Source organism: Acinetobacter sp. SH20PTE14 (assembly GCF_021391555.1).
GTDB lineage: Bacteria > Pseudomonadota > Gammaproteobacteria > Pseudomonadales > Moraxellaceae > Acinetobacter > Acinetobacter amyesii.
Window position 1 is genome coordinate 1,707,494 of the sequence record NZ_CP090067.1, and the last position, 21,495, is coordinate 1,728,988.

General features: G+C 42.0%; 23 protein-coding genes. 19 read left to right on the top strand and 4 right to left on the bottom strand.

Going from position 1 to position 21,495, the window contains the following annotated elements; genetic code table 11:
• Positions 1–332 precede the first annotated feature (332 nt).
• The 11 genes from moaA (at position 333) to LXF01_RS08555 (ending at position 9,014) form a co-directional block, all read left to right on the top strand.
• Entirely contained in the window at positions 333–1,370 is a 1,038-nt protein-coding gene (gene moaA, locus LXF01_RS08505) for a GTP 3',8-cyclase MoaA (RefSeq protein ID WP_233943921.1), read from the top strand.
• 2 nt (positions 1,371–1,372) lie between these two features.
• Positions 1,373–1,624 (top strand): MoaD/ThiS family protein, encoded by a 252-nt coding sequence (locus tag LXF01_RS08510; protein WP_078193754.1) that lies wholly within the window; start codon positions 1,373–1,375, stop codon positions 1,622–1,624.
• Between the two features lie 2 nt (positions 1,625–1,626).
• Positions 1,627–2,193, top strand: a complete 567-nt coding sequence (locus tag LXF01_RS08515) for a molybdenum cofactor biosynthesis protein MoaE (protein ID WP_233943923.1) — start codon at positions 1,627–1,629, stop codon at positions 2,191–2,193.
• A 51-nt stretch (positions 2,194–2,244) separates the two neighbouring features.
• The gene (gene moaCB / locus LXF01_RS08520) at positions 2,245–3,168 is read left to right on the top strand and encodes a bifunctional molybdenum cofactor biosynthesis protein MoaC/MoaB (RefSeq protein WP_180023676.1); all 924 of its coding nucleotides are present in this window, start codon (positions 2,245–2,247) and stop codon (positions 3,166–3,168) included.
• Positions 3,165–4,415: a molybdopterin molybdotransferase MoeA gene (locus LXF01_RS08525; protein WP_233943926.1), complete on the top strand. Its 1,251-nt coding sequence runs from the start codon at positions 3,165–3,167 to the stop codon at positions 4,413–4,415. The genes moaCB and LXF01_RS08525 overlap by 4 nt, the downstream gene beginning before the upstream one ends.
• Positions 4,416–4,424: 9 nt before the next feature.
• Positions 4,425–5,186 carry a molybdate ABC transporter substrate-binding protein gene (gene modA, locus LXF01_RS08530; protein WP_180172002.1) on the top strand — a complete coding sequence of 254 codons (762 nt, stop codon included), beginning with the start codon at positions 4,425–4,427 and terminating at the stop codon, positions 5,184–5,186.
• A 3-nt stretch (positions 5,187–5,189) separates the two neighbouring features.
• Entirely contained in the window at positions 5,190–5,888 is a 699-nt protein-coding gene (modB, locus tag LXF01_RS08535) for a molybdate ABC transporter permease subunit (protein ID WP_180009449.1), read from the top strand.
• Positions 5,875–6,513 (top strand): ATP-binding cassette domain-containing protein, encoded by a 639-nt coding sequence (locus LXF01_RS08540; RefSeq protein ID WP_180172003.1) that lies wholly within the window; start codon positions 5,875–5,877, stop codon positions 6,511–6,513. Before modB ends, LXF01_RS08540 begins: the two co-directional genes overlap by 14 nt.
• 213 nt (positions 6,514–6,726) lie before the next feature.
• Positions 6,727–8,130, top strand: a complete 1,404-nt coding sequence (locus tag LXF01_RS08545) for an amino acid permease (protein ID WP_233943934.1) — start codon at positions 6,727–6,729, stop codon at positions 8,128–8,130.
• A 194-nt stretch (positions 8,131–8,324) separates the two neighbouring features.
• The gene (locus tag LXF01_RS08550) at positions 8,325–8,624 is read left to right on the top strand and encodes a cation efflux protein, CzcI-like (RefSeq protein ID WP_442781331.1); all 300 of its coding nucleotides are present in this window, start codon (positions 8,325–8,327) and stop codon (positions 8,622–8,624) included.
• A gap of 180 nt (positions 8,625–8,804) precedes the next feature.
• Positions 8,805–9,014 (top strand): hypothetical protein, encoded by a 210-nt coding sequence (locus LXF01_RS08555; protein WP_180129784.1) that lies wholly within the window; start codon positions 8,805–8,807, stop codon positions 9,012–9,014.
• Positions 9,015–9,129: 115 nt separating this feature from the next.
• Here the strand turns inward: LXF01_RS08555 and LXF01_RS08560 are convergent, their stop codons facing one another.
• The 4 genes from LXF01_RS08560 to paaZ form a co-directional block, all read right to left on the bottom strand.
• Positions 9,130–9,828 (bottom strand): DUF1826 domain-containing protein, encoded by a 699-nt coding sequence (locus tag LXF01_RS08560; RefSeq protein ID WP_233943947.1) that lies wholly within the window; start codon positions 9,826–9,828, stop codon positions 9,130–9,132.
• 128 nt (positions 9,829–9,956) lie between these two features.
• Positions 9,957–10,193 (bottom strand): VF530 family DNA-binding protein, encoded by a 237-nt coding sequence (locus LXF01_RS08565; protein WP_180008158.1) that lies wholly within the window; start codon positions 10,191–10,193, stop codon positions 9,957–9,959.
• A 398-nt stretch (positions 10,194–10,591) separates the two neighbouring features.
• A complete protein-coding gene (locus tag LXF01_RS08570; protein ID WP_233943956.1) occupies positions 10,592–11,977 on the bottom strand; it encodes an MFS transporter in 1,386 nt (461 codons plus the stop codon).
• Positions 11,978–12,278: 301 nt separating this feature from the next.
• Complete coding sequence (gene paaZ / locus LXF01_RS08575) at positions 12,279–14,393, bottom strand: phenylacetic acid degradation bifunctional protein PaaZ (protein ID WP_233943969.1); 2,115 nt, start codon at positions 14,391–14,393, stop codon at positions 12,279–12,281.
• Between the two features lie 262 nt (positions 14,394–14,655).
• Between paaZ and paaA the strand changes: the two genes are divergently transcribed.
• The 8 genes from paaA (at position 14,656) to LXF01_RS08615 (ending at position 21,485) form a co-directional block, all read left to right on the top strand.
• Positions 14,656–15,600 carry a 1,2-phenylacetyl-CoA epoxidase subunit PaaA gene (gene paaA / locus LXF01_RS08580; protein ID WP_233943982.1) on the top strand — a complete coding sequence of 315 codons (945 nt, stop codon included), beginning with the start codon at positions 14,656–14,658 and terminating at the stop codon, positions 15,598–15,600.
• Between the two features lie 37 nt (positions 15,601–15,637).
• Positions 15,638–15,928 (top strand): 1,2-phenylacetyl-CoA epoxidase subunit PaaB, encoded by a 291-nt coding sequence (gene paaB / locus LXF01_RS08585; RefSeq protein ID WP_078193737.1) that lies wholly within the window; start codon positions 15,638–15,640, stop codon positions 15,926–15,928.
• 15 nt (positions 15,929–15,943) lie between these two features.
• Positions 15,944–16,699, top strand: coding sequence for a 1,2-phenylacetyl-CoA epoxidase subunit PaaC (gene paaC, locus LXF01_RS08590; protein ID WP_180035204.1), 756 nt, complete (start codon positions 15,944–15,946; stop codon positions 16,697–16,699).
• A gap of 27 nt (positions 16,700–16,726) precedes the next feature.
• The gene (paaD, locus tag LXF01_RS08595) at positions 16,727–17,227 is read left to right on the top strand and encodes a 1,2-phenylacetyl-CoA epoxidase subunit PaaD (protein WP_180084976.1); all 501 of its coding nucleotides are present in this window, start codon (positions 16,727–16,729) and stop codon (positions 17,225–17,227) included.
• Positions 17,228–17,288: 61 nt separating this feature from the next.
• A complete protein-coding gene (gene paaE, locus LXF01_RS08600) occupies positions 17,289–18,347 on the top strand; it encodes a 1,2-phenylacetyl-CoA epoxidase subunit PaaE (protein ID WP_233943990.1) in 1,059 nt (352 codons plus the stop codon).
• 25 nt (positions 18,348–18,372) lie between these two features.
• A complete protein-coding gene (locus LXF01_RS08605) occupies positions 18,373–19,143 on the top strand; it encodes an enoyl-CoA hydratase-related protein (protein WP_233945446.1) in 771 nt (256 codons plus the stop codon).
• Complete coding sequence (gene paaG / locus LXF01_RS08610) at positions 19,143–19,934, top strand: 2-(1,2-epoxy-1,2-dihydrophenyl)acetyl-CoA isomerase PaaG (RefSeq protein ID WP_180084975.1); 792 nt, start codon at positions 19,143–19,145, stop codon at positions 19,932–19,934. Before LXF01_RS08605 ends, paaG begins: the two co-directional genes overlap by 1 nt.
• Positions 19,935–19,937: 3 nt before the next feature.
• Positions 19,938–21,485: a 3-hydroxyacyl-CoA dehydrogenase gene (locus tag LXF01_RS08615; protein WP_233943992.1), complete on the top strand. Its 1,548-nt coding sequence runs from the start codon at positions 19,938–19,940 to the stop codon at positions 21,483–21,485.
• Positions 21,486–21,495 lie beyond the last annotated feature (10 nt).

A 21,495-nucleotide genomic window follows, 5' to 3' on the forward strand; every position in this document is an offset into this window, starting at 1 on the left:
CATTTCAAATAATAAGCCTAATGTGCTGTTTTTGAACCCAGAGAGAAAATCTACAGCCAATATGAAGCTTTTGAGCATGATATCTAGAGATAAAACAGACTGCTTTTATACCTTAGATAATGGGCTTAACGGCAATTTATATTTTTAATTGCTATTAGTTATTTATAAGTTATTGATTTTGTGTGTCAAAAAAACAAACCAAATCCTCTGAAATAAATATTCAAAAAAGCGCAAAGTTGGAACACTTATTGCAATTTTTACTGCAAGAAAAGAGGGCGCAAAATTTGTACTGAGCTAAGACAGGGCAAATGACAGCACCATGGAAGATAAACATGAACAGCATGACACAATTACAGCCAGCGACCATTTTTAAGGATCAGTTTGGCCGTGAAAAACGCAAATTGCGCATTTCAGTGACAGACCGCTGTAATTTTAAATGTGTCTATTGTATGCCTGAACATCCTGAATGGATGAAAAAACATAATCTTCTTAGTTTTGAATCACTTTACAATTTTTGTGAGTTTATGGTGCTGCGCGGGATTGATCAGATCCGGATCACGGGCGGCGAACCGCTCATGCGTCAAGGCGTTGTGCATTTTATTCAACAGCTGCAGCAGTTGAGAAAGCTAGGCCTTAAACGTATTTCCATGACCACCAATGCGCATTATCTGAAGCAATATGCACAGGCCTTAAAACAAGCCGGCTTAGATGGCATAAATATCAGCTTGGACAGTTTGGATGAAGCGCAATTTTTCCAGCTGACACAAAAACAATTACAGCCTGTATTAGATGGGATTGAAGCAGCTCAGCAAGCGGGCTTTGAAATCAAAATCAATGCTGTGTTAATCAAAGGTTTGAATGAACAGCAAATCATTCCATTAGCAAAATGGGCGCTGCAAAAAGGTTTCGAACTACGGTTTATCGAGTTTATGCCGCTGGATGGCGATCAAAACTGGTCTAAAGCTGCGGTCGTTACCGAACAAAACATACTGGATAAACTCAATACTGTTTTTGAAGTGCAAACACTGCACGGTCAAGGCACATCGCCAGCCAGATCATACTTAATCAACGGCTTGCCTATAGGCATTATTTCAACCATCAGCAATTCTTTTTGCGGCAGCTGCGACCGTTTGAGACTGAATGCGCAAGGCGAGTTTTTTAACTGCCTGTTTGCCCGAAAAGGTTTAAATCTCAGCCATGAAATTCAACAGCTGAAAAGCAGTAAAACAACAGAGTTAATGCCGCTCGATGCAATGGCTTTGCAGCAAAAATTAGGCAGTTATATTTGGCAGAAGGAGCAAGGCTTTCATGCCATAACTGCCCAATCCAGCCCATCTAGAAAAATCAGCATGCATATGATTGGAGGTTAATGATGAGTCAGATCACCATCAAAATAGAATCTTTTGGCGCTATTGAACGCCTGCTGCCAGAGAATTTGAGTCTGACTTGCTTCGAACAGCAGTCAATCGCAGAGGTTTTGCTGCAGGTCGCAGATCAATTTCCGCAGTCATTCGACATGCTTGAACGCTGCGCCTGCGCTATGGGAGAAGACATTGTGCCAAGGCAAACCGCATTGATGCAGGACAGTACCGTTGTGCTGTTGTCACCTGTGGCGGGAGGCTGAATATGGAGCTCAAGCATATTTCACGCATACAAGACACGGTATTCAGCCAAGCCGATTTTGACAGCATTAAGGCATTTCCTGAATGCGGCGGTATAGGTGTATTTATAGGCGCGGTGCGTAATCACCATGAAGGCAAAGCGGTAAAAGCTTTGAAATATACCGCTTATGCGCCTGTGGCTGAAAAAATGATCCGGCAAATTGAACAGGAAGTTCAAGCCAAATACGGCGTGTCATATCTACGGGTTGTACACCGTATTGGCGCGCTGCAGGTCGGTGACACCGCCATTATCGCCATGGCCTATGCGCCGCACCGACGTGAGGCTTTTGCTGCCTGCGAAGAAGCGGTTGAGCGGGTTAAGCATGAAGTTCCGGTCTGGAAAGAAGAGTTTTATATGGACGGCAGCAGCCAATATGTAGAGGGCTGCTGTATTCGTAAAGATCATGTGCCCAAGGCGACAAGTCATACAGCGCAGCATGCTCATATTCATGGCGAGTCATGTGAACATGCACATCAAAACAGCCATCAGACCATGCATTTGAACGCCAATATTTACCAATGGCGCCTATAAAACTCCAAATTTAATACTGCAGACGCAAATGAATAAGATAAGGACAAAGCAATGAAAAATGTGGGCATGAAAGCGGAAAGTTACCGTACAGCCATTGCAACTGGAATTCTGCATGCGCCGCCACATTGCATTGAACTGCTGCGTAATGGCAATACAGAAAAAGGCGATGCGCTGAAAACCGCACGGATTGCAGGTATATTGGGCGCAAAACGCACGGATGAACTCATTCCGCTGTGTCATCCGCTGCCGATCTACCGTGCAGATGTCGAATATGAATTATTTGAGGCGCATGTCGAAATCAGTGCTGTGGTCGAAACCATTGGCCCAACGGGTGTGGAAATGGAAGCATTAACTGCGGTCAGTCTTGCCGGTTTAACGCTGTATGACATGCTGAAACCGCACTGTGAGCCTGAAGATTTATGCCTAGATCAGGTGAAACTGCAAAAGAAAAAAGGCGGTAAATCACATTTTACCCGTGTATTGAAAGAAAGCTTATCGGCGTCGATTATTGTGCTTTCAGATACGGTTGCTGCCGGTAAAAAATCAGATACTGCAGGGCAAAATGTCCTCGAAATTTTAGAAGAAGCAAACTTCAGCAACATCAGCTATCAAGTGATACCGGACAGTCCTGAACAGCTTTTGGCTCTTATTGAACAGCATAAGACGCAATATCCGCTGATTTTGACCGTGGGCGGTACAGGTCTAGGCCAGAAAGATTTAACCGTTGAAACCATTCAGCCGCTGTTAAAACGGGAAATTCCAGGGCTGATGGAAGCATCCCGCAGTTTTGGGCAGAAACGCACCCCTTATGCGGCCCTCAGCCGCGGTGTTGCCGGCTATATTGATGACAGTTTAGTCATTACACTGCCGGGCAGCAGACAAGGCGCAAAAGAATCATTGATTGCCATTTTACCTGCCTTGGTGCATCTATTTGATGTGCAGAAGAATATTCCGCATGCAGGAGGCTACCAATGAACCAAGCCGTATTGCACGCAGCCTGCGGGGCCGAGGCTGGACTGATTTCAGTGGACGAAGCGCTTACGCTGATTCAGACACATACGCAAAGTTTAGCGCATGAAACTTTGGCGCTTCAGCACGCTTTAGGCCGTTATTTGGCGGCAGATGTGCATTCACCAATTCAGCTGCCTTTATTTGCGCAAAGCGCAGTGGATGGCTATGCCATTTGCGCAGCGGGTGAAATTAAACCCGGCGCGCAATTTAAGCTGATTGGAGAAATCCGCGCAGGGCAAACGGCTGAAATAAGCTTAAAAGCAGGGCAAGCTGTCCGCATATTTACCGGCGCGCCGATACCTGAAGGCACGGCAACTGTAGCGCGGCAAGAAATTGTAAAGGCGGATAGACAGCAGATTGAACTGACTGCAGCCTTAAGCCCGCATGCAGATATTCGAGATGCAGGTGAGGAAATTTCATTTGGACAATGTTTAGCAGTGCGTGGTCAAAAGCTGACGGTTGGATCAATTGCAGCGCTCAGTATGGCTGGTATTTCACACTGCGAAGTTTTTGCCTATCCGAAAATTGCGGTCGTGATTACAGGTGATGAAGTTGCGCAAAATATAGAAGATTACCGTGCTGGTAAAATATTTGATGCCAATGCGCCGCTGATTTTAGTATGGTTTCAGTCGCAGCACGTCCAAGTTGAAGTGATTCATATTGCAGATGAAAAACAGGCGGTTTTAGATTTATTCAACCGTTTAAAAGACAGCTTTGATTTAATTTTAACGACTGGCGGCGTATCTGTCGGTGATTATGATTTTGTTCGGCCGGCAGCCTTGGACATCGGTTTTCAGCAAATTTTCTGGAAAGTGAAACAAAAACCCGGCAAACCGATGCTGTTTGCACAATATAGACGTCCTGACAGCAGTTCCTGTTATTTACTCGGACTGCCGGGCAACCCCGCTGCAGTCTATGTCGGCATGCAAATTTATACAGATAGATTATTGAAAGCCCTACAAGGTCAAACACCTGCGCTGGACTGGTTCAGCGCAGTCATGACACATGACCTAAAAGCAGATGCACGTGAGCGGTTTTTAAGAATGTCGGCGCACTTTGATAAGCAAGGCAAGCTTCAACTAACCAGCCTGTCTAAACAGCAGTCGCATATGTTGAGCAATTTAATGCAAGCTAATTGCATTGTTCGGATTCCTGCAGGGCAGTCTGTGCAAGCAGGACAAATTCTTCAAGGCGTATTTATTCAGCATTAGGAGTTTGCTATGCGATTCAAATTTATTTTAGCACTAGGACTGAGCTTCATTGCTGGCGCATCTCAGGCGGAAACAGTCAAAATTTATGCTGCAGCCAGTTTAAGCAATGCTATCAGCGATATTGCAAAGCAATATCAGGCACAGAATCCAGACATCAAAATTGTACCGGTATTTGGCGCGTCATCTGCTTTAGCCAAACAGATTGAAGCCGGTGCGCCAAGTGATTTGTATTTTTCAGCAGATGTGGACTGGATGAATTATTTGGTGCAAAAACAGAAAATACCTGCAAAGCAAGTATTCAACATGCTAAGCAATGATTTGGTGCTGATTACGCCTAAAGCGGTGAATATGCAATTTAAAGCCGTGCCGCAGTTTAATTTTGCCAAGGCATTCAAAGGTCACTTATGTACAGGGCAAATGGAGTCTGTACCTGCTGGAAAATATGCCAAACAAAGCCTAACCAAGTTGGGCTGGCTATCAAGTTTGAATGGAAGGATTGTCGGGACAGATGATGTACGATCGGCTTTGGCTTTTGTTGAACGCGGTGAGTGCCAAGTGGGGATTGTTTACCGTACCGATGCGCTGATCAGTTCTAAAGTTAAAATAGCCGGGATTTTTCCAAATCATACTCATCAACCGATCATTTATCCATTGGCTTTAACACATCAAGGCGCAGCTAAACCTGAGGCCGTGAAGTTTTACCGTTATCTTAAAGACCATGCGCAAAGCAAAATGCTTTTTAAGCATTATGGCTTTGGTGTGAAAGGCTAAAGCATGCTCAGCCCAGAAGAGTGGAGCGCCTTGTTTCTGTCGGCTAAGGTTGCCGTTTGCGCCACTGTATTTTGCTTGCCATTTGCTATTGGGCTGGCTTGGGTGCTGGCGCGCTATGAGTTTCATTTGAAATTTTTAGTCGAAGCGCTGTTACAAATGCCGATGGTGCTGCCGCCGGTGGTTTTAGGTTATCTGCTATTGGTGCTGTTTGGTTCAAATGGCTGGATCGGCAAGCTGCTCAATGAATGGGGCATTCAACTGGCTTTTAATTGGAAAGGCGCCGTTTTAGCATCCATGATTGTGTCATTTCCCCTGATTGTGCAGCCGATCCGTTTGTCTTTTCAAATGATTAATCAGCAGCTGGAGCAGGTTGCAGGCTCACTAGGCGCGCATCCGTTACGGGTATTTGCATCAATTAGCCTGCCGCTGGCATTGCCGGGCATTTTAATCGGCAGTATTTTAGGATTTAGCCGAAGTTTAGGCGAATTTGGCGCAACCATTACCTTTGTGGGTAATATTCCTGATGAAACCCGAACCATTCCAATTGCTATCTATTCGCTGATACAGCAGCCCAATGGCGAAGAATCCGCAATGCGTTTAGTGATCCTTTCACTGCTGGCGGCTTTTGGCGCATTGATTGCCAATTATTATATTTTACAGCGCTATCAGCGAAAACTCGGAGCCGGCCATGCTTCAGTGTGATTTTCAGTTTCAATATGCAGATTTTCAATTGCAGGCTCGGCTGCAGATGCAAGAACAGCTGCTTGGCATTATGGGGCCATCAGGCAGCGGCAAGTCTACGCTGCTGAAAAATTTGGTTGGTTTGCTGCAGCCGCAGCAAGGTTATATATCGCTGAATCAGCGTGATGTGTTCGATACGGCGCAGAAGATTAACGTGCCGATGCATAAACGCCATATAGCGCTGATTTTTCAAAAAGCATGGCTTTTTCCGCATATGAATGTGCAGCAAAATCTGCAATATGCGGAGAACTTAGGCGCTCAGGAAAATGCGAAATTTAAATTTGAGCAAGTGATTAATCTGCTTGAGTTACAGCCACTGCTCAAACGGCGGGCGCATGAACTTTCTGGCGGTGAGGCGCAGCGCGTTTCCATAGGACGCGCATTGCTGTCACAGCCTGACTTACTGCTGTTAGATGAACCGCTGACAGGACTGGACCGCAGGCTGAAAGATCAAATATTGCCATTTTTAAACACGGTGAAAGAACAGTTGGCGCTGCCGATGATATATGTTACGCATCATGGCGATGAGTTAGATTATTTAAAAGCCCATATTTTGTATCTAGAAAATGGTCAAATAAGTTTTTAAATAAATATAAATTATATAAGTAATAACAGTGAATTAGATGAAAAAATGGTATTAAGCTGCATCTTAAAGTTTTGATTAGAACTATGAAAAACTCATTTTCTAGATTAAATTGTTACAAAACAAGGGAGAACACAGCGTTTTCCCTTTTTTATTCCTAATGATCTTGGAAATAATGATTTGTACGACTGACCGTGCAGACAGGGAATCTAATCGATGCATGATGATAGCTTAGCCACACATAATTCAACTGCAAAACTGGGTGCAGGGCTATCTAATCGGCATATTACAATGATCAGTATTGGTGGTGTAATTGGTGCTGGACTGTTTGTTGGATCATCTGCTGCGATTGCAAAAGCAGGGCCTGCCGCCGTTCTTGCTTATATTACTACCAGTATTTTGGTTTTTTTAATCATGCGAATGTTGGGAGAAATGGCTGTAGCTCAACCTGACACCGGCTCATTTTCAACCTATGCAAGAAAAGCCATTGGGCCTTGGGCGGGCTTTACCATCGGATGGTTATATTGGTGGTTTTGGGTTTTAGTTATTCCAATTGAAGCAATCGCTGGTGCAGAAATTCTGCATGCATGGTTTCCTTCAATATCAAGTGCTGTATTTGCGACATTCTTTATTGTGCTTCTCAGTTTAGCGAACTTTTTTAGTACTCGGAGTTTTGGTGAGTTTGAATTTTGGTTTTCTCTGATAAAAGTCTTGGCTATTGTAATTTTTATCGGCATTGGACTCACCGCCATATTGGGGTTTTGGCCCTTAGCACCTAATGTAAGTGGTGTAGAAAATCTATTTAAAAATGATGGATTTATGCCAAATGGCCTGGGTGGTGTACTTTCAGCAATATTGATTTCAGCATTTTCATTCTTTGGTGTTGAAATCTTATCGATCGCTGCAGCAGAATCAAAAGATCCTGAGCAAAAAATTAAACGCGCAACCAATTTAGTACTGTATCGGGTCATCTTATTTTTTGTGGTTTCAATTTTTATAACGGTTGCACTGGTAGATTGGCGTTCACCACAATTACAACAATTAGGCACTTTCCAATATGTCTTGGTCAGTTTAAATGTCCCTCAATCAAAATTGATTATTGATAGTGTAGTCTTTATTGCGGTTGCAAGTTGTATGAATGCTGCACTTTATAGTTCATCAAGGATGCTATTTTCATTGGGGACACGCAAAGAAGCACCTCAATGGGTCACATCAATTAATGCCTCTGGTGTGCCTGCAATTGCAGTATTGGCATCGTCTGTAGTGGGCTTAATTTGCTGTGCAGTCAATTATTTATTTCCAGGCCAAGTATTTGGATTTTTACTGTCCACAACAGGTTCAATTGCCTTATTGGTTTATTTAGTGATTGCATTTTCACAGCTTAAATTAAGAACACAAATCGAAAAAAATGGAACTGAGGTTGCGTTTAAAATGTGGCTATTTCCATGGCTGACATGGGCAGTCATTTTGGTGATCTTAAGTGTGCTCATCTATATGTTTTTATCTCCAGCCTACAGTTATGAAACTTCATTATCTTTAGGTGTTACGACATTGGTGGTGCTCTGCGGCATAGTGGTGACAAGAAAAGCTAAGTTGAAGAATGATTCAGAACTAAATTAAAAAAGTTTCGCTGATAAAAATCGTAATCATGAACCAATGGATTGTTTTTAGAATGTGCCGTGTCAGGGGATTAAAGCGAATGCGTTACGTTATATCTCTATGGCAATCCATTTTTAAGACAAATTCAAAGATTCACTTGACCTTCGACCGACTCCAAGCTTTATAATTGTTAAAATTTTCTTGATTGATGCAATATGCGTTCTGCGACATGGATAACAGTCTTAGTTGGATTATTCATGTTCCAAAGCCTTTGGAACGTGGCAGCCGCTTTCTGTGTGCATGAAGAGCAAACTCAAGTTGTTCAAAGCTATCATTTTGGTCATCATCAAAATACCTTATGCGTCAGCAGTGAAACCAATCCACAGCATTCGTTGCATCAAGCATCTGATGAATCCAGTAGCAAGCCAATCAAAAATACCGCTAGTGATCTGCAACTCGGTGAAGATCATCAAGACCATTTGCCGTCTATGACGCATTTGATTCTGCAAAATTAACAAGCGATTCTTTTTATTGCACATCAGAGCTTTGAATATACGCCAAAATTTGTTTGGAAGAATCTTTATCAAGCGCCTGATCTCTTCCTGCAAACACCTCCTCCTGTTTATGCCCCGCTAATGGCGGGATAACCTAAAACCTTCCCGCCACTTTTTTTTAATAAATGAGTGGGAAAAATCATGTCTTTATATTTTACGGCGTTTATACGTCTAGGCTTAGCTGTTGGTATTTCGATGGCCTTACAAAGTACTTTTGCTAAAAATGTCAGCAATTTCGAATCTGCATTTGCCAAGGTACAATACGACCAAGCACAAACAGATATTTGGCTACTGCCAGTGCTTTACCGCTGCCTTAATACAGCTCGATCTCAATTACGGTTCATTCATTAGACAGAATGGATCGTATGGACTCAGGATTTATCAATATTTAAAATCAGCAAATCAGCAAATCAGCAAATCAGCAAATCAGCAAATCAGCAAATCAGCAAATCAGCAAATCAGCAAATCAGCAAATCAGCATAAGCCGATATTCACCTGCATTTTCAACAGGTGCGCGGTGCACACAAGGTAAAACTGGCTGTGTAGGATGATCCACCGCTAAACGCCATAGATGACCATTGCCTAAATTTACAGGCACAGCATTGTTTTTGAGTTGATAATGTAAATCAAAAAAATATTCCTTTAAAAAGTCATCAAACTCTGAGTCAGGGCCATCGTATAAAGCTTTGAGTTGATCTCGTATTTCAGGAATTAAGATTTTTTGTGTGACTTGATCATTTGGCACAATATCACTGGAAGCACCATAATACGTACATAAAAAGGTATCGGTAGCGATGGGTGATCTATCAACATGAAAAGAATAAACATCGGTTGAGATGAAATCGAATTCATCATCGCGTTCATAACATTTAAGCAAATTCAGCGAGGGTGATGCACCAAATGCTGTTAATTGTTGCATGTCATTTAAAATGATTTCTCTAGCTAAATGACCTTGCGCTGAAAGCTTTAATTCCATCAGATCATCTATAGAAACTTCAGTAATATTTTCAATCAGTTCGAGTTTTTTGACTACTTCTTTAAAGTCACCTTGTAAGCTACGTTGCCAGCAAAGCGCATTCATTTGACCTTCGAAATGACTGTGAATCAATTCAGAAAATGTAGTGACTACACCAATTTGAGGATGCTGGGAAAAAGGATTGCTCATAAATAGGGATCAAATTAAATCTGAGACGAAGATACTGCTTTCAAGGAATAACTAGAAGGATTCAGCAGTTTTATTTTATATTAAAACATGAACTGCTATACAAAATTATTTAGCTTAGGTATTAATCGTTATGCTTTCTGTTTGGCTTTTTGGCGTAAGACATACAAATATAAATTTTCTACTTTTTCACGTGCCCAAGGTGTAGTACGTAGGAATCGTAGTGATGATTTAACGCTTGGATCTATACAAAAACATCTAATTTCAATTTTACGGCTTAAGCCCTCAAAACCGCCGTAGTAATCCAATAATTCATCCAAGATATCAGCAAGTTTTTTGCCGTGTAAAGGGTCATTGGAGGTGCTCATATTAGATCAATCGTATTTTGGGAGACGATCATTATAACCTGAGCGAGTTGAAAATAAGTGGGTTTGAAATTGAAATGTGATTCATATTCAATATTTAACATATTTCCGAAGCTATTTTGCAAGACTAAGATTGCTTAAAAACAAAGAAGCACTCTAGATAAGATCTTGGGTATGAAGATTTATAAGCTTAAAATCAATAAAAGAAGAATTAGCATTCAGAAAATAATTAATTTAAATAATTCATTTTTAGTTAGTCAGCCTTATAATTCTTTTGACTGTTTATATATGCAGAAATTTATAAGCATCGGTCAAGAAAAAACTCGGATTGAAAAGTCCGAGTCAGGTCTTATTTTTAATGACATAATGTACAAGTCATTTAAAAAATCTAAACGCTTAGATTATTTCCAAATAAATGGCGATTTCTTTTGTGCATTCTCAGCTTCATCGGTTGGTTCCAGTGTAATACCTGTGCGGTCTTTAAGTACACAGATTGCAATGAAAGCAATAACAGCCATAACCGTCAGATAGGTGCTTACCAAGAAAATGCCGTTAGCTTTAGTGATTAAAGCTGCAGCAATCAGGGGAGCAAATGCACCACCAATGATTGAACCCAGTGCATAAGTAATCGAAATACCAGAGAATCGAATAGATGCAGGAAAGAGTTCAGAATAATAAACAGCTTGCACACCATAGGTGATTCCAATTCCCATAGCGAGTATTGCTAAACCAAGCATAATGTATACATATTCACCAGTGCTAACTAATGGGAATAAGAATAGTGCAGTTAAAATTTGGATGATTGAACCTAAAATATAAATAGGTTTTCGACCAAATTTATCGGACATGACTGCTGAAAGCCAAGTAAAGAATGTCCAAATGACTGCAGAAGTACAGACTAAACTCAAAATTGTTGGTCGATCTAATGCCATGCCATTTGGATTAGTAGTAAAACTTTGAATGAAACCGCCTGCTGTCATATAACCAAGTGAAGTTGTACCAGCAGTAAGAAGGGAAGCTGTTAAAATAAGTTTTTTATACTCAGAAAATAGTTCCCGTATTGGTTTTTTTGCTGTGCCTTTACGCTCTTTTAATTGTTCGAACACTGGACTTTCTTCAACTGAGCGACGAATCCAATAGCCTAAACCAAATAAAATAATACTGAGTAAAAATGGTACGCGCCATCCCCATTCTAAAAATGCGTCACCAGGAGAAACATAAGCGGTCATAATCACTAGAACAAAGGATGCAAGTAACAAGCCTAGTGGTACACCTAACTGTGGAAATGAACTAAATAAGCCACGTTTTTTGGTAGGAGCGTGTTCAACAGCCATTAATACAGCTCCACCCCATTCACCACCTGCAGAAATACCTTGTAAAATACGCAATAAAATTAAAATGATCGGAGCTGCGATACCAATATTCTCATAGGTTGGAAGTAAACCAATCATGGTCGTCGTCCCACCCATCAAAAGCAAAGTCATAGCGAGTACAGCTTTACGTCCTAACTTATCGCCAAAGTAACCTGCAATAAAGGCACCAAAGGGTCTGAAAATAAAACTAATACCAATCGAGGCGAAGACTAATAGAGTTCCGAAAGCAGGTCCGGCAGGTGTAAAAAAAAGTTGGTTAAAAACTAAACCTGCAACAGCAGCATAAATAAAATAATCATACCACTCGATGGTGGTACCAACGATGGTTGCTAAAGCAATTTTCTGTGTCCTCGATTGTTCGGGGATATCCATTGCAAGTTCTGGTGTATTCATTTCTATTTGCGAATTATTCATGCGAAATTCCTTTTATTCATGTCCATATAACTTCCTACTTTGATTAAAATGGCAGGTTGCTTGATGCAACCAACTGTTTCTAAAACCATTGTTTTGTCATTCATTTTGCAACTTCCTGTGCAAAGCTATTATTGAAATAAATTTGATACATTTATTATTTATTTTAGTTTTAAAAAGTATCATTAATCGAATTTAGGTTGAAATTCATTATTCGTCAATGCTATTTACAAAAAAAGATACAGATATATCTATGAAATAAAAAAAAGGAATCATATTGATTCCTTTTTTGGTTGAGTCGAAATTATACATCACGCTCAACAAGCGTTAAGATGTCATAGGTTGCAACCAATTCACCACGTTGGTTTTTCACTTTAATGTCCCACACCACCACGCCGTGAGGTTTTTGTTCTGGATCACGCAAGGTTTTTGGTGTTTTTTGCTTACAGGTCAGTTCCACTTGAATGGTGTCGCCAATTTTGACCGGCTCTACAAAACGTAAATTATCCATACCGTAATTGGCAATAACAGGGCCTGCTGCGGCATCTACAAATAAACCGGCTGCTGCAGATACAATAAAGTAACCATGCGCAACGCGTTCACCAAATAATGATTCTGCCGCAGCAATTTTATCCATGTGCGCATAGAAGTAGTCGCCACTTAAACCACCAAAATTGACGATATCTGCTTCGGTAATGGTGCGTCGTGCAGTCAGTAAACGCTCACCAATACGCAGTTCATCAAATGATTTTTTAAATGGATGCACGCGATCTTCAAAGACCTGTGCACCTGCTGTCCAACGATGACCAATTTGGGTCAACACATTTGGAGAGCCTTGCAGTGCTGTACGTTGCATATAGTGTTTCACCGCACGTAAGCCCCCTAATTCTTCACCGCCACCTGCACGACCAGGACCACCATGGACTAAAAGTGGTAGGGGGGAACCATGACCTGTACTTTCACGTGAACTTTCGGTATCTAGAATATGCAGGCGACCGTGCCATGGTGCAATTTTTGCGACTAAGCTTTCAATATTTTCATCCGCATTGCGTACAATGGACGCCACAAGACTGCCTTCACCTTTTGCGACTAAGGTTACCAACTCGCTTTCTGTGCTATACGGCATCAGTGTGACCACAGGTCCAAAGGCCTCAACCTGATGGACGTGTTGTGCATCAAGTGGTTGACCGCAAAGTAAGACTGTAGGTGGATATAAGGCTGATTTTTCATGATATGCACCATTTACCGTGATATCTTGGCGTAAATGACTGCCAAAAATAATGTCAGTATCTTGTGCCAATATTTCGACTTTTTCTGCAACATCGAGCTTTTGTTTATAGCTCGCCAAAGCACCCATCGTCACACCTTCTTGGCTTGGATCACCCAACACGACTTTTTTTAGCTTCTCAATCAAACGCTGTTGCACCTTCTCTAATAAAGCCGTAGGGACAAATGCCCGGCGAATCGCGGTACATTTTTGTCCGGCTTTGGTGGTCATTTCACGGAAAATTTCACGGACAAACAAATCAATGCTTTCATCTGAGGCTTGGGTTGTCAGGATGGCACTGTTGACTGAATCCGCTTCCATACTAAATGGAATGGAATAGGCATTTAAATGCGGATGTGCACGTAATTTTTGTCCCGTTGAGGCAGAACCAGTAAATGTCACGGTGTCCTGTTCATTTAAATGTTCAAAGAGATCGTAGGTTTGACCGCAGATCAGCTGTAATGCACCTTCAGGCAAGAAACCACTTTCATGAATGGCTTTCACCACTGCATGGGTCAACTGAGCACCTTCTGTTGCAGGTTTTACAATACACGGCACACCCGCCAATAATGTCGGTGCAATTTTTTCCAACATGCCCCAAATCGGGAAGTTAAAGGCATTGATATGTACTGCTACGCCGGCTTTGGGACTCAGTAAATGCTTGGCACCAAATGAACCGTGTTTAGACAGTTGAATAAAATCATCTTCAATCCAAACTTTTTCATCGCTCAGCTCACGGCGGACTAAACTTGAGTAGGCAAATAATGTACCGATACCACCTTCGATATCAATCCACGCATCTTTACGTGTACAGCCCGTTGCAGCGGCAAGGGCATAGTAGTCTTCTTTACGTTCCAATAAGTACTGTGCAATTTGCTTTAATGCATTGGCACGTTGATGAAAGGTCCAATTGCCAACACTTGAACCATGCGTTTTGGCATATTGCACCACGGCTTGAGTGTCAATGCCATGACTACTGACTTGGTAAATGGCTTGACCTGAAATGGCGTGAAATACTGTACGTAAGTCTGCTGATGCAACGTGTTCTTGTCCAAGAACCAATGAACTTAAGCGCAGTAAAGATTCCGATGGCTCATATTTGCCATCCACTGAAATGGTATTGTCTTGTGAATTTTGCTCAAGATCCAACATCGATATAACTCCATTTATGATACGTTGTTAATATTAAATTTATAATATGTGTTTCATAAATTGCATTCAAAAAAACAGATTGTCAATCAAATTCCCTGTTAAAAAAATTATTTTTTAGTATGAAAAAAATATTAATTAAATAAAAACAATATCTTATTAATAGATGTTAAAAATATTTATATGATACCAATAAAAATCAATTGAATTAATTTTTGTATCGTATTAATTTAAATCTAACGACACTTGGGATAAGTGAGACAACATGAACACGCAACAACAAAGATTTGATGACAACATTGTCAATAATGTATCGATTGAGCCAAAGGATTGGATGCCAGACGCTTATCGTAAAACTTTAATTCGCCAAATTGGACAACATGCACATTCTGAAGTGATTGGTATGTTGCCAGAAGGCAATTGGATTACCCGTGCGCCCACCTTAAAACGTAAAGCGGTATTACTTGCCAAAGTACAAGACGAAGCAGGTCACGCGTTATATCTCTATAGCGCAGCTGAGACCTTAGGCGCAGATCGTGACGATATGATGGATAAACTGATTGCAGGTCGCATGAAGTATTCATCAATCTTTAATTATCCAACCTTAAGTTGGGCAGATGTCGCAGCCATTGGTTGGTTGGTCGATGGCGCGGCGATTGTCAATCAGGTTGCTTTATGCCGTACCTCGTATGGTCCTTATGCACGTGCCATGGTGCGTATTTGTAAAGAAGAAAGTTTCCATCAACGTCAAGGCTTTGAAGCCATGATGCGTTTAACAGAAGGCACACCTGAACAAAAACAAATGGCGCAAGATGCAGTCAATCGTTTTTGGTGGCCTGCACTCATGATGTTTGGTCCAAGTGATGACAATTCACCGAACAGTGAACAAAGCATGAATTGGAAAATTAAGCTGTTTAGTAATGATGCCTTACGTCAAAAATTCGTGGATAACACCGTGCCACAAGTTTTACAGCTTGGTTTAACTGTGCCAGATCCAGACCTGAAGTGGAATGAAGAGACCGGTCATTATGAATTTGGTGAAGTGAATTGGACTGAATTCTTTAATGTGATCTCAGGTAAAGGTCCATGCAACCATGAACGTATTGAAGCACGTCGTAAAGCATGGGAAGGCGGCAAATGGGTTCGTGATGCAGCAGCAAGCTATGCCAAAAAACAACAGCAATTCAATGATACGCGCAAAATTGCATAAGCATTTAAGTCATCAATGACATACAGGAAGTTTAATCATGGATAACAAAAACAATTGGTCTTTATACGAAGTCTTCGTACGTAGCAAACAAGGTTTAAGCCATCGACATGTGGGTAGCTTACGCGCACCGGATGATGAAATAGCCTTACAAAATGCGCGTGACGTGTATACCCGTCGTAACGAAGGTATCAGTATTTGGGTGGTCAAATCTGAGTTAATTACTTGTTCACAACCAGATGAAAAAGCGGAGTTTTTTGAACCACATTTGGATAAGGTTTACCGTCATCCAACCTTTTACAACATTCCACACGGCATTGAGCATATGTAATTGGAGGATCACAGCATGACCAATAAAGTTTTATCCGAATTTCTATTACACATTGGTGACAGCCAACTGATTTTGTCACATCGTTTAGCGGAATGGTGTGGCCATGCACCTGAACTTGAGCTTGATATTGCACTTGCGAATATTGGCTTGGACTTATTAGGTCAGGCACGTACTGCGCTTTCACTGGCAGGGAGTATTGAAGGTTTAGGACGTGATGAAGATCGTTTAGCGTACTTCCGAACTGAGCGTGAATATCGCAATTTACTGCTCTGTGAACAACCCAATGGCGACTTTGCACAGACCATCGTACGTCAATGGTTAATGGATCATTATCATGCCTTGTTATTTGCCGCGTTAAGCAATAGCAACAATGCCGAACTGTCTGCCTTTGCGATTAAGTCTCTCAAAGAAGTGAAATATCACCAACGTTTTTCAACAGCTTGGATGGAGCGTTTAAGCCTGGGTACGCAAGAAGCGCATGACAAGGTGCAACATGGTTTAAATCAATTGTGGCGTTTTACCGAAGAGCTATTTGCACTGACCAATGATGAAAAACAATTGGTGGAAGTGGGCATTATTCCTGACTTAACAATATTGCCTGCGAAATGGTTAGAACTGATTCAATCGGAATTAACGCGTTTCGAGCTACAACTACCACAAGAGGGAGCCTACCGTAGTGGAGCCAAGCAAGGTTTGCATACTGAACATTTAGGTTATGTCCTTGCCGAGTTGCAATATTTACAACGCAGCTATCCAGAGATGGTGTGGTAATCACAGCGTTCACAGGGAGTGAGTGACATGAACCGAATTCAACACGTTGAGCAGCAATGTTGGGAGATTTTACAACAGGTGTCTGACCCAGAAATTCCGGTGTTATCGGTCTTGGATTTGGGCATGATTCGTGGTGTAGAAATCAATGCAAGCCAAGAGATTGTGGTGCGTTTGACACCAACCTATAGCGGTTGTCCTGCCACTGATTTACTCAAAGACGAAATCAAAACAGCGTTGTTGGCGCATGACATTCACCCTGTCAAAGTAGTGGTGGATTTATCTGAGGCATGGACCACGGATTGGATGAGTGAATCAGGTAAAGAAAAGCTACGTGAATACGGTATTGCACCACCACAAGGTTCATCTCATCTGTGTGGTACGCATGTGGCGCTGACGGATGGCGTGGCTTGCCCACATTGTGGCAGTGTAAATACACAGCTGTTAAGCGAGTTTAGTTCTACTGCATGTAAAGCCTTATACCGCTGCCAAGACTGCTTAGAACCCTTTGATTACTTTAAATGTATTTAATCTAATGGACATCGATGTGCGCTGAACAGCACAGCAATAAAATAAAAGAAGGATTTTAACAATGAGTCAATTTATTCCCTTAACCATTAAATCAATTCAGCCGCAAACGGAAAATGCCATTTGTATTTCTTTTGCTGTGCAAGATGAACAAACCTCAGCGTTTCAATATCAACCAGGTCAACACCTGACTATTCGCCATCTCACAGAGCAAGGTGAAATTCGTCGTTGCTATTCGATTTGTAGCGATGTGCAAGAAGATATGAGTATTGCCATTAAAAAAATTGATCAAGGTCAATTTTCAACATGGGCAAATGAAAATCTCAAAGAAGGGGATGTGTTAGAGGTTATGCCACCTCAAGGGGTATTTTTCCAAAAAGCAGCAAAAGTCGGTGGACAACATTATTTAGGCTTTGCTGCAGGCAGTGGAATTACGCCAATTTTATCCATCGTAAAATCAGTGCTGAATCGTCAGCAAGATGCCACATTTACACTGGTTTATGGCAATCGTTCATGGAAACAAACCATGTTTGCTGAACAAATCATGGATCTTAAAGATCGCTTTCATCAGCGTTTGCAACTGGTGAATATTTTTTCACGTGAATTGAATGACAGCGAGATCTTTAACGGTCGTATTGATACTGAAAAGCTCCAGCAGTTGGCCAAAGCCGGTTTGATTCGTACAGATACTGATCACTGCTTTGCCTGTGGTCCAGAAGAGATGATGACGGCCGTTGAGGAAATTTTGCCAACGCTAGGGATTGAGCGCAGCAAGATTCATACAGAACGTTTTAATACAGGTACGACTACAAAAGCATCAGCACAACAAGTTGCGCAACGTAGTGAAGAAAAGGTCAACATTATTTTAGATGGTCGTGAGTTGATCATTGAGGTATCAAAACAAGATGACAGCATCCTCGATGCCGCATTACGTGCAGGTGCAGACTTACCTTATGCCTGTAAAGGTGGGGTGTGTGCCACCTGTAAGTGTAAGGTGCTTGAAGGTGAAGTCGAAATGGCCATCAATTACAGCCTTGAAGAGGATGAAGTTGCAAGAGGTTATGTCTTGAGCTGCCAAGCCCGTCCAACCACTGCCAATGTACGCTTAAGTTTTGATGAATAACGCTGTGTGGAATGAAAGTATGGACATGCAATATCTAAAAAGTAGTTCTCCAAAAACCGGTGTGGTGCTCATTGAACTGAATCGCCCTGAAAAACGCAATGCCTTAAACAATGCCACATTGCAAGAGCTCGCGGATTATCTAACAACCTTAGATACAGACCGTGAAGTGCATGCAGTCGTGATTACAGGTCATTCACAATGCTTTGCTGCAGGTGCGGATTTGAATGAGCTTGCCCAACTTGATGTGGTCAGCATTCAACAGGATCAACGACCACAGTTGTGGAAGCGGATTGATGAGTTTTCAAAGCCTTTAATTATGGCCGTCAACGGTTATGCCTTAGGTGCAGGTTTTGAATTGGCATTGCATGGTGACATTGTGTTGAGTGGTGAAAATGCACAATTTGCTTTACCAGAAATTGGTTTAGGCATGTTGCCCGGGGCAGGTGGAACACAGCGTTTGGCACGATTGGTCGGTCAACAATTATGTATGCGCTGGGCGATGACAGGTGAAATGATCAGTGCACAGACCGCATTTCAGCACGGGATCAGCAGTCAAATTTGCCCAACAGCTTTAACGGTGCAATATGCCGTTGAATTGGCAGAAAAAATTGCCAAGCAAGCACCCTTGGCGATTCGTGTGATTAAACAGTCGCTAAAAAGTATTCATGAAGTGACCCTAAGCCAGGGTTTAAAACTCGAGCGTCAACATTTTGTGTGGTTGGCAGCAACCCAAGATCGTCAGGAAGGCATTCAAGCTTTCTTAGAAAAAAGACAACCCGCATTTAGAGGTGTGTAATGGATTACCAAACAATTATTGTCGAAGAAAAAAATGCAGTCGGTTATTTAACGTTTAATCGTCCAAAGCAACTCAATAGCTTTAATGAAATCATGCATCAAGAAGTCTCAGGAGTTCTCAAAGCATGGGCAAAAAATGCTGAGATTCGTGCAGTGGTGATTTCTGCGGAAGGTCGAGGTTTTTGTGCAGGACAAGATTTAAGCGACCGCGTGGTTGATCCAAATGCCGATGCACCTGATTTAGGCCGCTCGATTGAAATGTATTATAACCCACTGATCAAACTGATTACTGAAATGCCGAAACCAGTGCTGTGTGCAGTGAATGGTGTAGCAGCGGGTGCAGGCGCCAACATTGCTTTGGCGTGTGACATTGTACTGGCTGCAAAATCAGCATCCTTTATTCAAGCCTTTTGTCGTTTAGGTTTAGTTCCAGATTCGGGTGGAACATGGTTTTTGCCACGTTTGGTTGGTCGTGCGCAAGCAATGGCTTTGGCTATGCTTGGCGATAAGATTCCTGCTGAGCAAGCACAACAATTGGGCATGATTTGGCAAGTGGTTGAAGACGAAAAACTGAAAGCCGAAGCCAGCAAATTGGCAGAACATTTAGCGACACAACCCACTTATGGTTTGTCATTGATTAAAAAAGCCATTCATGCTGCAGCAGCTAATAGCCTCGATGAGCAATTGATTTTAGAACGTGATTTACAGCGTTTAGCAGGGCGTAGCAGTGACTATCGTGAAGGCGTACAAGCCTTTATGCAAAAACGTACACCACAATATACAGGATGCTAAATCATGGCAGAACTTCACTTACAGCATGCCCCTGTGGCAGTGATTGGTGCCGGTACCATGGGCATCGGCATTGCACAATTGGCGGCCATGCATGGCCATCCGACCCATGTGTATGATGTCGATCCACAACGTGTAGAAAGTGCTTTTGCTGCACTAAAACAGCAATTACAAAAACGTGTAGATGCCGGAAAAATGGCGGCTGATCTCTTGCAACTGACCTTGTCCAATTTAAACGTGGCAGCGGATTTACACGCATTAGCAGACAGCCAACTGATTGTAGAAGCGATTATAGAAAACAAAGACGTTAAACAAAAGCTATTTCAACAGCTTGCTGATATCTGCTCGCCTGAGACGATCTTTGCATCCAATACATCTTCAATCTCGATTACTGCGATTGCTGCCAATATTCCACATCCAGAACGCGTGGTCGGTTTGCATTTCTTTAACCCAGCACCAGTGATGAAGTTAGTGGAAGTGATTGCAGGCTTAAAAACAGACCCAGCAATTTCTGATGCTTTAGTCAGCTTGATGACAGCATGGAAAAAAGTGCCAGTACGTGCCAAATCCACCCCAGGGTTTATCGTCAATCGTATTGCACGTCCTTATTATGCGGAAGGATTTCGTGCCCTGCAGGAAAATGCCACCACACCTGAGCAGCTTGATTTTATCATGCGTGAATGTGGACGCTTTTCGATGGGGCCGTGTGAGCTGACCGATTTAATTGGCCAAGACATTAATTTTTCTGTCACACAGAGTGTCTATGATGCCTTTTTTGATGAACCGCGTTATCGTCCATCCTTAATTCAAAAAGAATTAGTCGATGCAGGCTGTTTCGGTCGCAAAACTCAACAGGGTTTTTATGACTATCGAACAGAACATTCTAAAAAAGTGTATCAACTCCCTGTGATTTACAGTAAATCACCTGAAAAAATTGAGGTGGTGGTCAAAGGTGATTGGTCACATTCACAGGGTTTGATCGAGCTATTGCAACAATCTTTACATATTAATCTGCGTATTGAAGCGGCGCCAATGGCTGAAATTCTCATCGGTGATGTGTCTTTACGTTTATCAATGGGGCAATCTGCCGAAATTGATTATGCATCACAAAAAGTGGTGTTGATGGATTGGCATGGCGATTGGTCACAAGCCAAAGCCATTGCAGTTACAGCTTCACCAGCGTGTACAGCGATAGATCAAAACACGATTGAACAGTTGTTTATCGGTCTAAATATTATTCCGATTTGGTCTCAGGATCATCCAGGATTATATGTACTGCGCACTATTGCCATGTTGGTCAATGAAGGATGCGAGGCCGTTTTACATCAAATTGCGTCTGAACAAGACATTGATGCAGCCATGAAATTTGCTGTGAATTATCCTAAAGGACCATTCCAATGGGCACAAGAATTAGGATACAACATTATTTTACAGACTTTGCAAAATCTGTATCGTATTTATGGTGAAGAGCGTTATCGTCCTAATCTATATTTATTAAAAAAAGCGGCACAAGGACATGTGTCAACGCAGCAGCCATTACGCGCTGCCAGTTAAGGATAAAATG

Bases quoted from the DNA above. Each gene is read 5' to 3' on its own strand.
- moaA (WP_233943921.1), top strand. From the start codon at position 333: ATGAACAGCATGACACAATTACAGCCAGCGACCATTTTTAAGGATCAG.
- LXF01_RS08510 (WP_078193754.1), top strand. From the start codon at position 1,373: ATGAGTCAGATCACCATCAAAATAGAATCTTTTGGCGCTATTGAACGC.
- LXF01_RS08515 (WP_233943923.1), top strand. From the start codon at position 1,627: ATGGAGCTCAAGCATATTTCACGCATACAAGACACGGTATTCAGCCAA.
- moaCB (WP_180023676.1), top strand. From the start codon at position 2,245: ATGAAAAATGTGGGCATGAAAGCGGAAAGTTACCGTACAGCCATTGCA.
- LXF01_RS08525 (WP_233943926.1), top strand. From the start codon at position 3,165: ATGAACCAAGCCGTATTGCACGCAGCCTGCGGGGCCGAGGCTGGACTG.
- modA (WP_180172002.1), top strand. From the start codon at position 4,425: ATGCGATTCAAATTTATTTTAGCACTAGGACTGAGCTTCATTGCTGGC.
- modB (WP_180009449.1), top strand. From the start codon at position 5,190: ATGCTCAGCCCAGAAGAGTGGAGCGCCTTGTTTCTGTCGGCTAAGGTT.
- LXF01_RS08540 (WP_180172003.1), top strand. From the start codon at position 5,875: ATGCTTCAGTGTGATTTTCAGTTTCAATATGCAGATTTTCAATTGCAG.
- LXF01_RS08545 (WP_233943934.1), top strand. From the start codon at position 6,727: ATGCATGATGATAGCTTAGCCACACATAATTCAACTGCAAAACTGGGT.
- LXF01_RS08550 (WP_442781331.1), top strand. From the start codon at position 8,325: ATGCGTTCTGCGACATGGATAACAGTCTTAGTTGGATTATTCATGTTC.
- LXF01_RS08555 (WP_180129784.1), top strand. From the start codon at position 8,805: ATGTCTTTATATTTTACGGCGTTTATACGTCTAGGCTTAGCTGTTGGT.
- LXF01_RS08560 (WP_233943947.1), bottom strand. From the start codon at position 9,828: ATGAGCAATCCTTTTTCCCAGCATCCTCAAATTGGTGTAGTCACTACA.
- LXF01_RS08565 (WP_180008158.1), bottom strand. From the start codon at position 10,193: ATGAGCACCTCCAATGACCCTTTACACGGCAAAAAACTTGCTGATATC.
- LXF01_RS08570 (WP_233943956.1), bottom strand. From the start codon at position 11,977: ATGAATAATTCGCAAATAGAAATGAATACACCAGAACTTGCAATGGAT.
- paaZ (WP_233943969.1), bottom strand. From the start codon at position 14,393: ATGTTGGATCTTGAGCAAAATTCACAAGACAATACCATTTCAGTGGAT.
- paaA (WP_233943982.1), top strand. From the start codon at position 14,656: ATGAACACGCAACAACAAAGATTTGATGACAACATTGTCAATAATGTA.
- paaB (WP_078193737.1), top strand. From the start codon at position 15,638: ATGGATAACAAAAACAATTGGTCTTTATACGAAGTCTTCGTACGTAGC.
- paaC (WP_180035204.1), top strand. From the start codon at position 15,944: ATGACCAATAAAGTTTTATCCGAATTTCTATTACACATTGGTGACAGC.
- paaD (WP_180084976.1), top strand. From the start codon at position 16,727: ATGAACCGAATTCAACACGTTGAGCAGCAATGTTGGGAGATTTTACAA.
- paaE (WP_233943990.1), top strand. From the start codon at position 17,289: ATGAGTCAATTTATTCCCTTAACCATTAAATCAATTCAGCCGCAAACG.
- LXF01_RS08605 (WP_233945446.1), top strand. From the start codon at position 18,373: ATGCAATATCTAAAAAGTAGTTCTCCAAAAACCGGTGTGGTGCTCATT.
- paaG (WP_180084975.1), top strand. From the start codon at position 19,143: ATGGATTACCAAACAATTATTGTCGAAGAAAAAAATGCAGTCGGTTAT.
- LXF01_RS08615 (WP_233943992.1), top strand. From the start codon at position 19,938: ATGGCAGAACTTCACTTACAGCATGCCCCTGTGGCAGTGATTGGTGCC.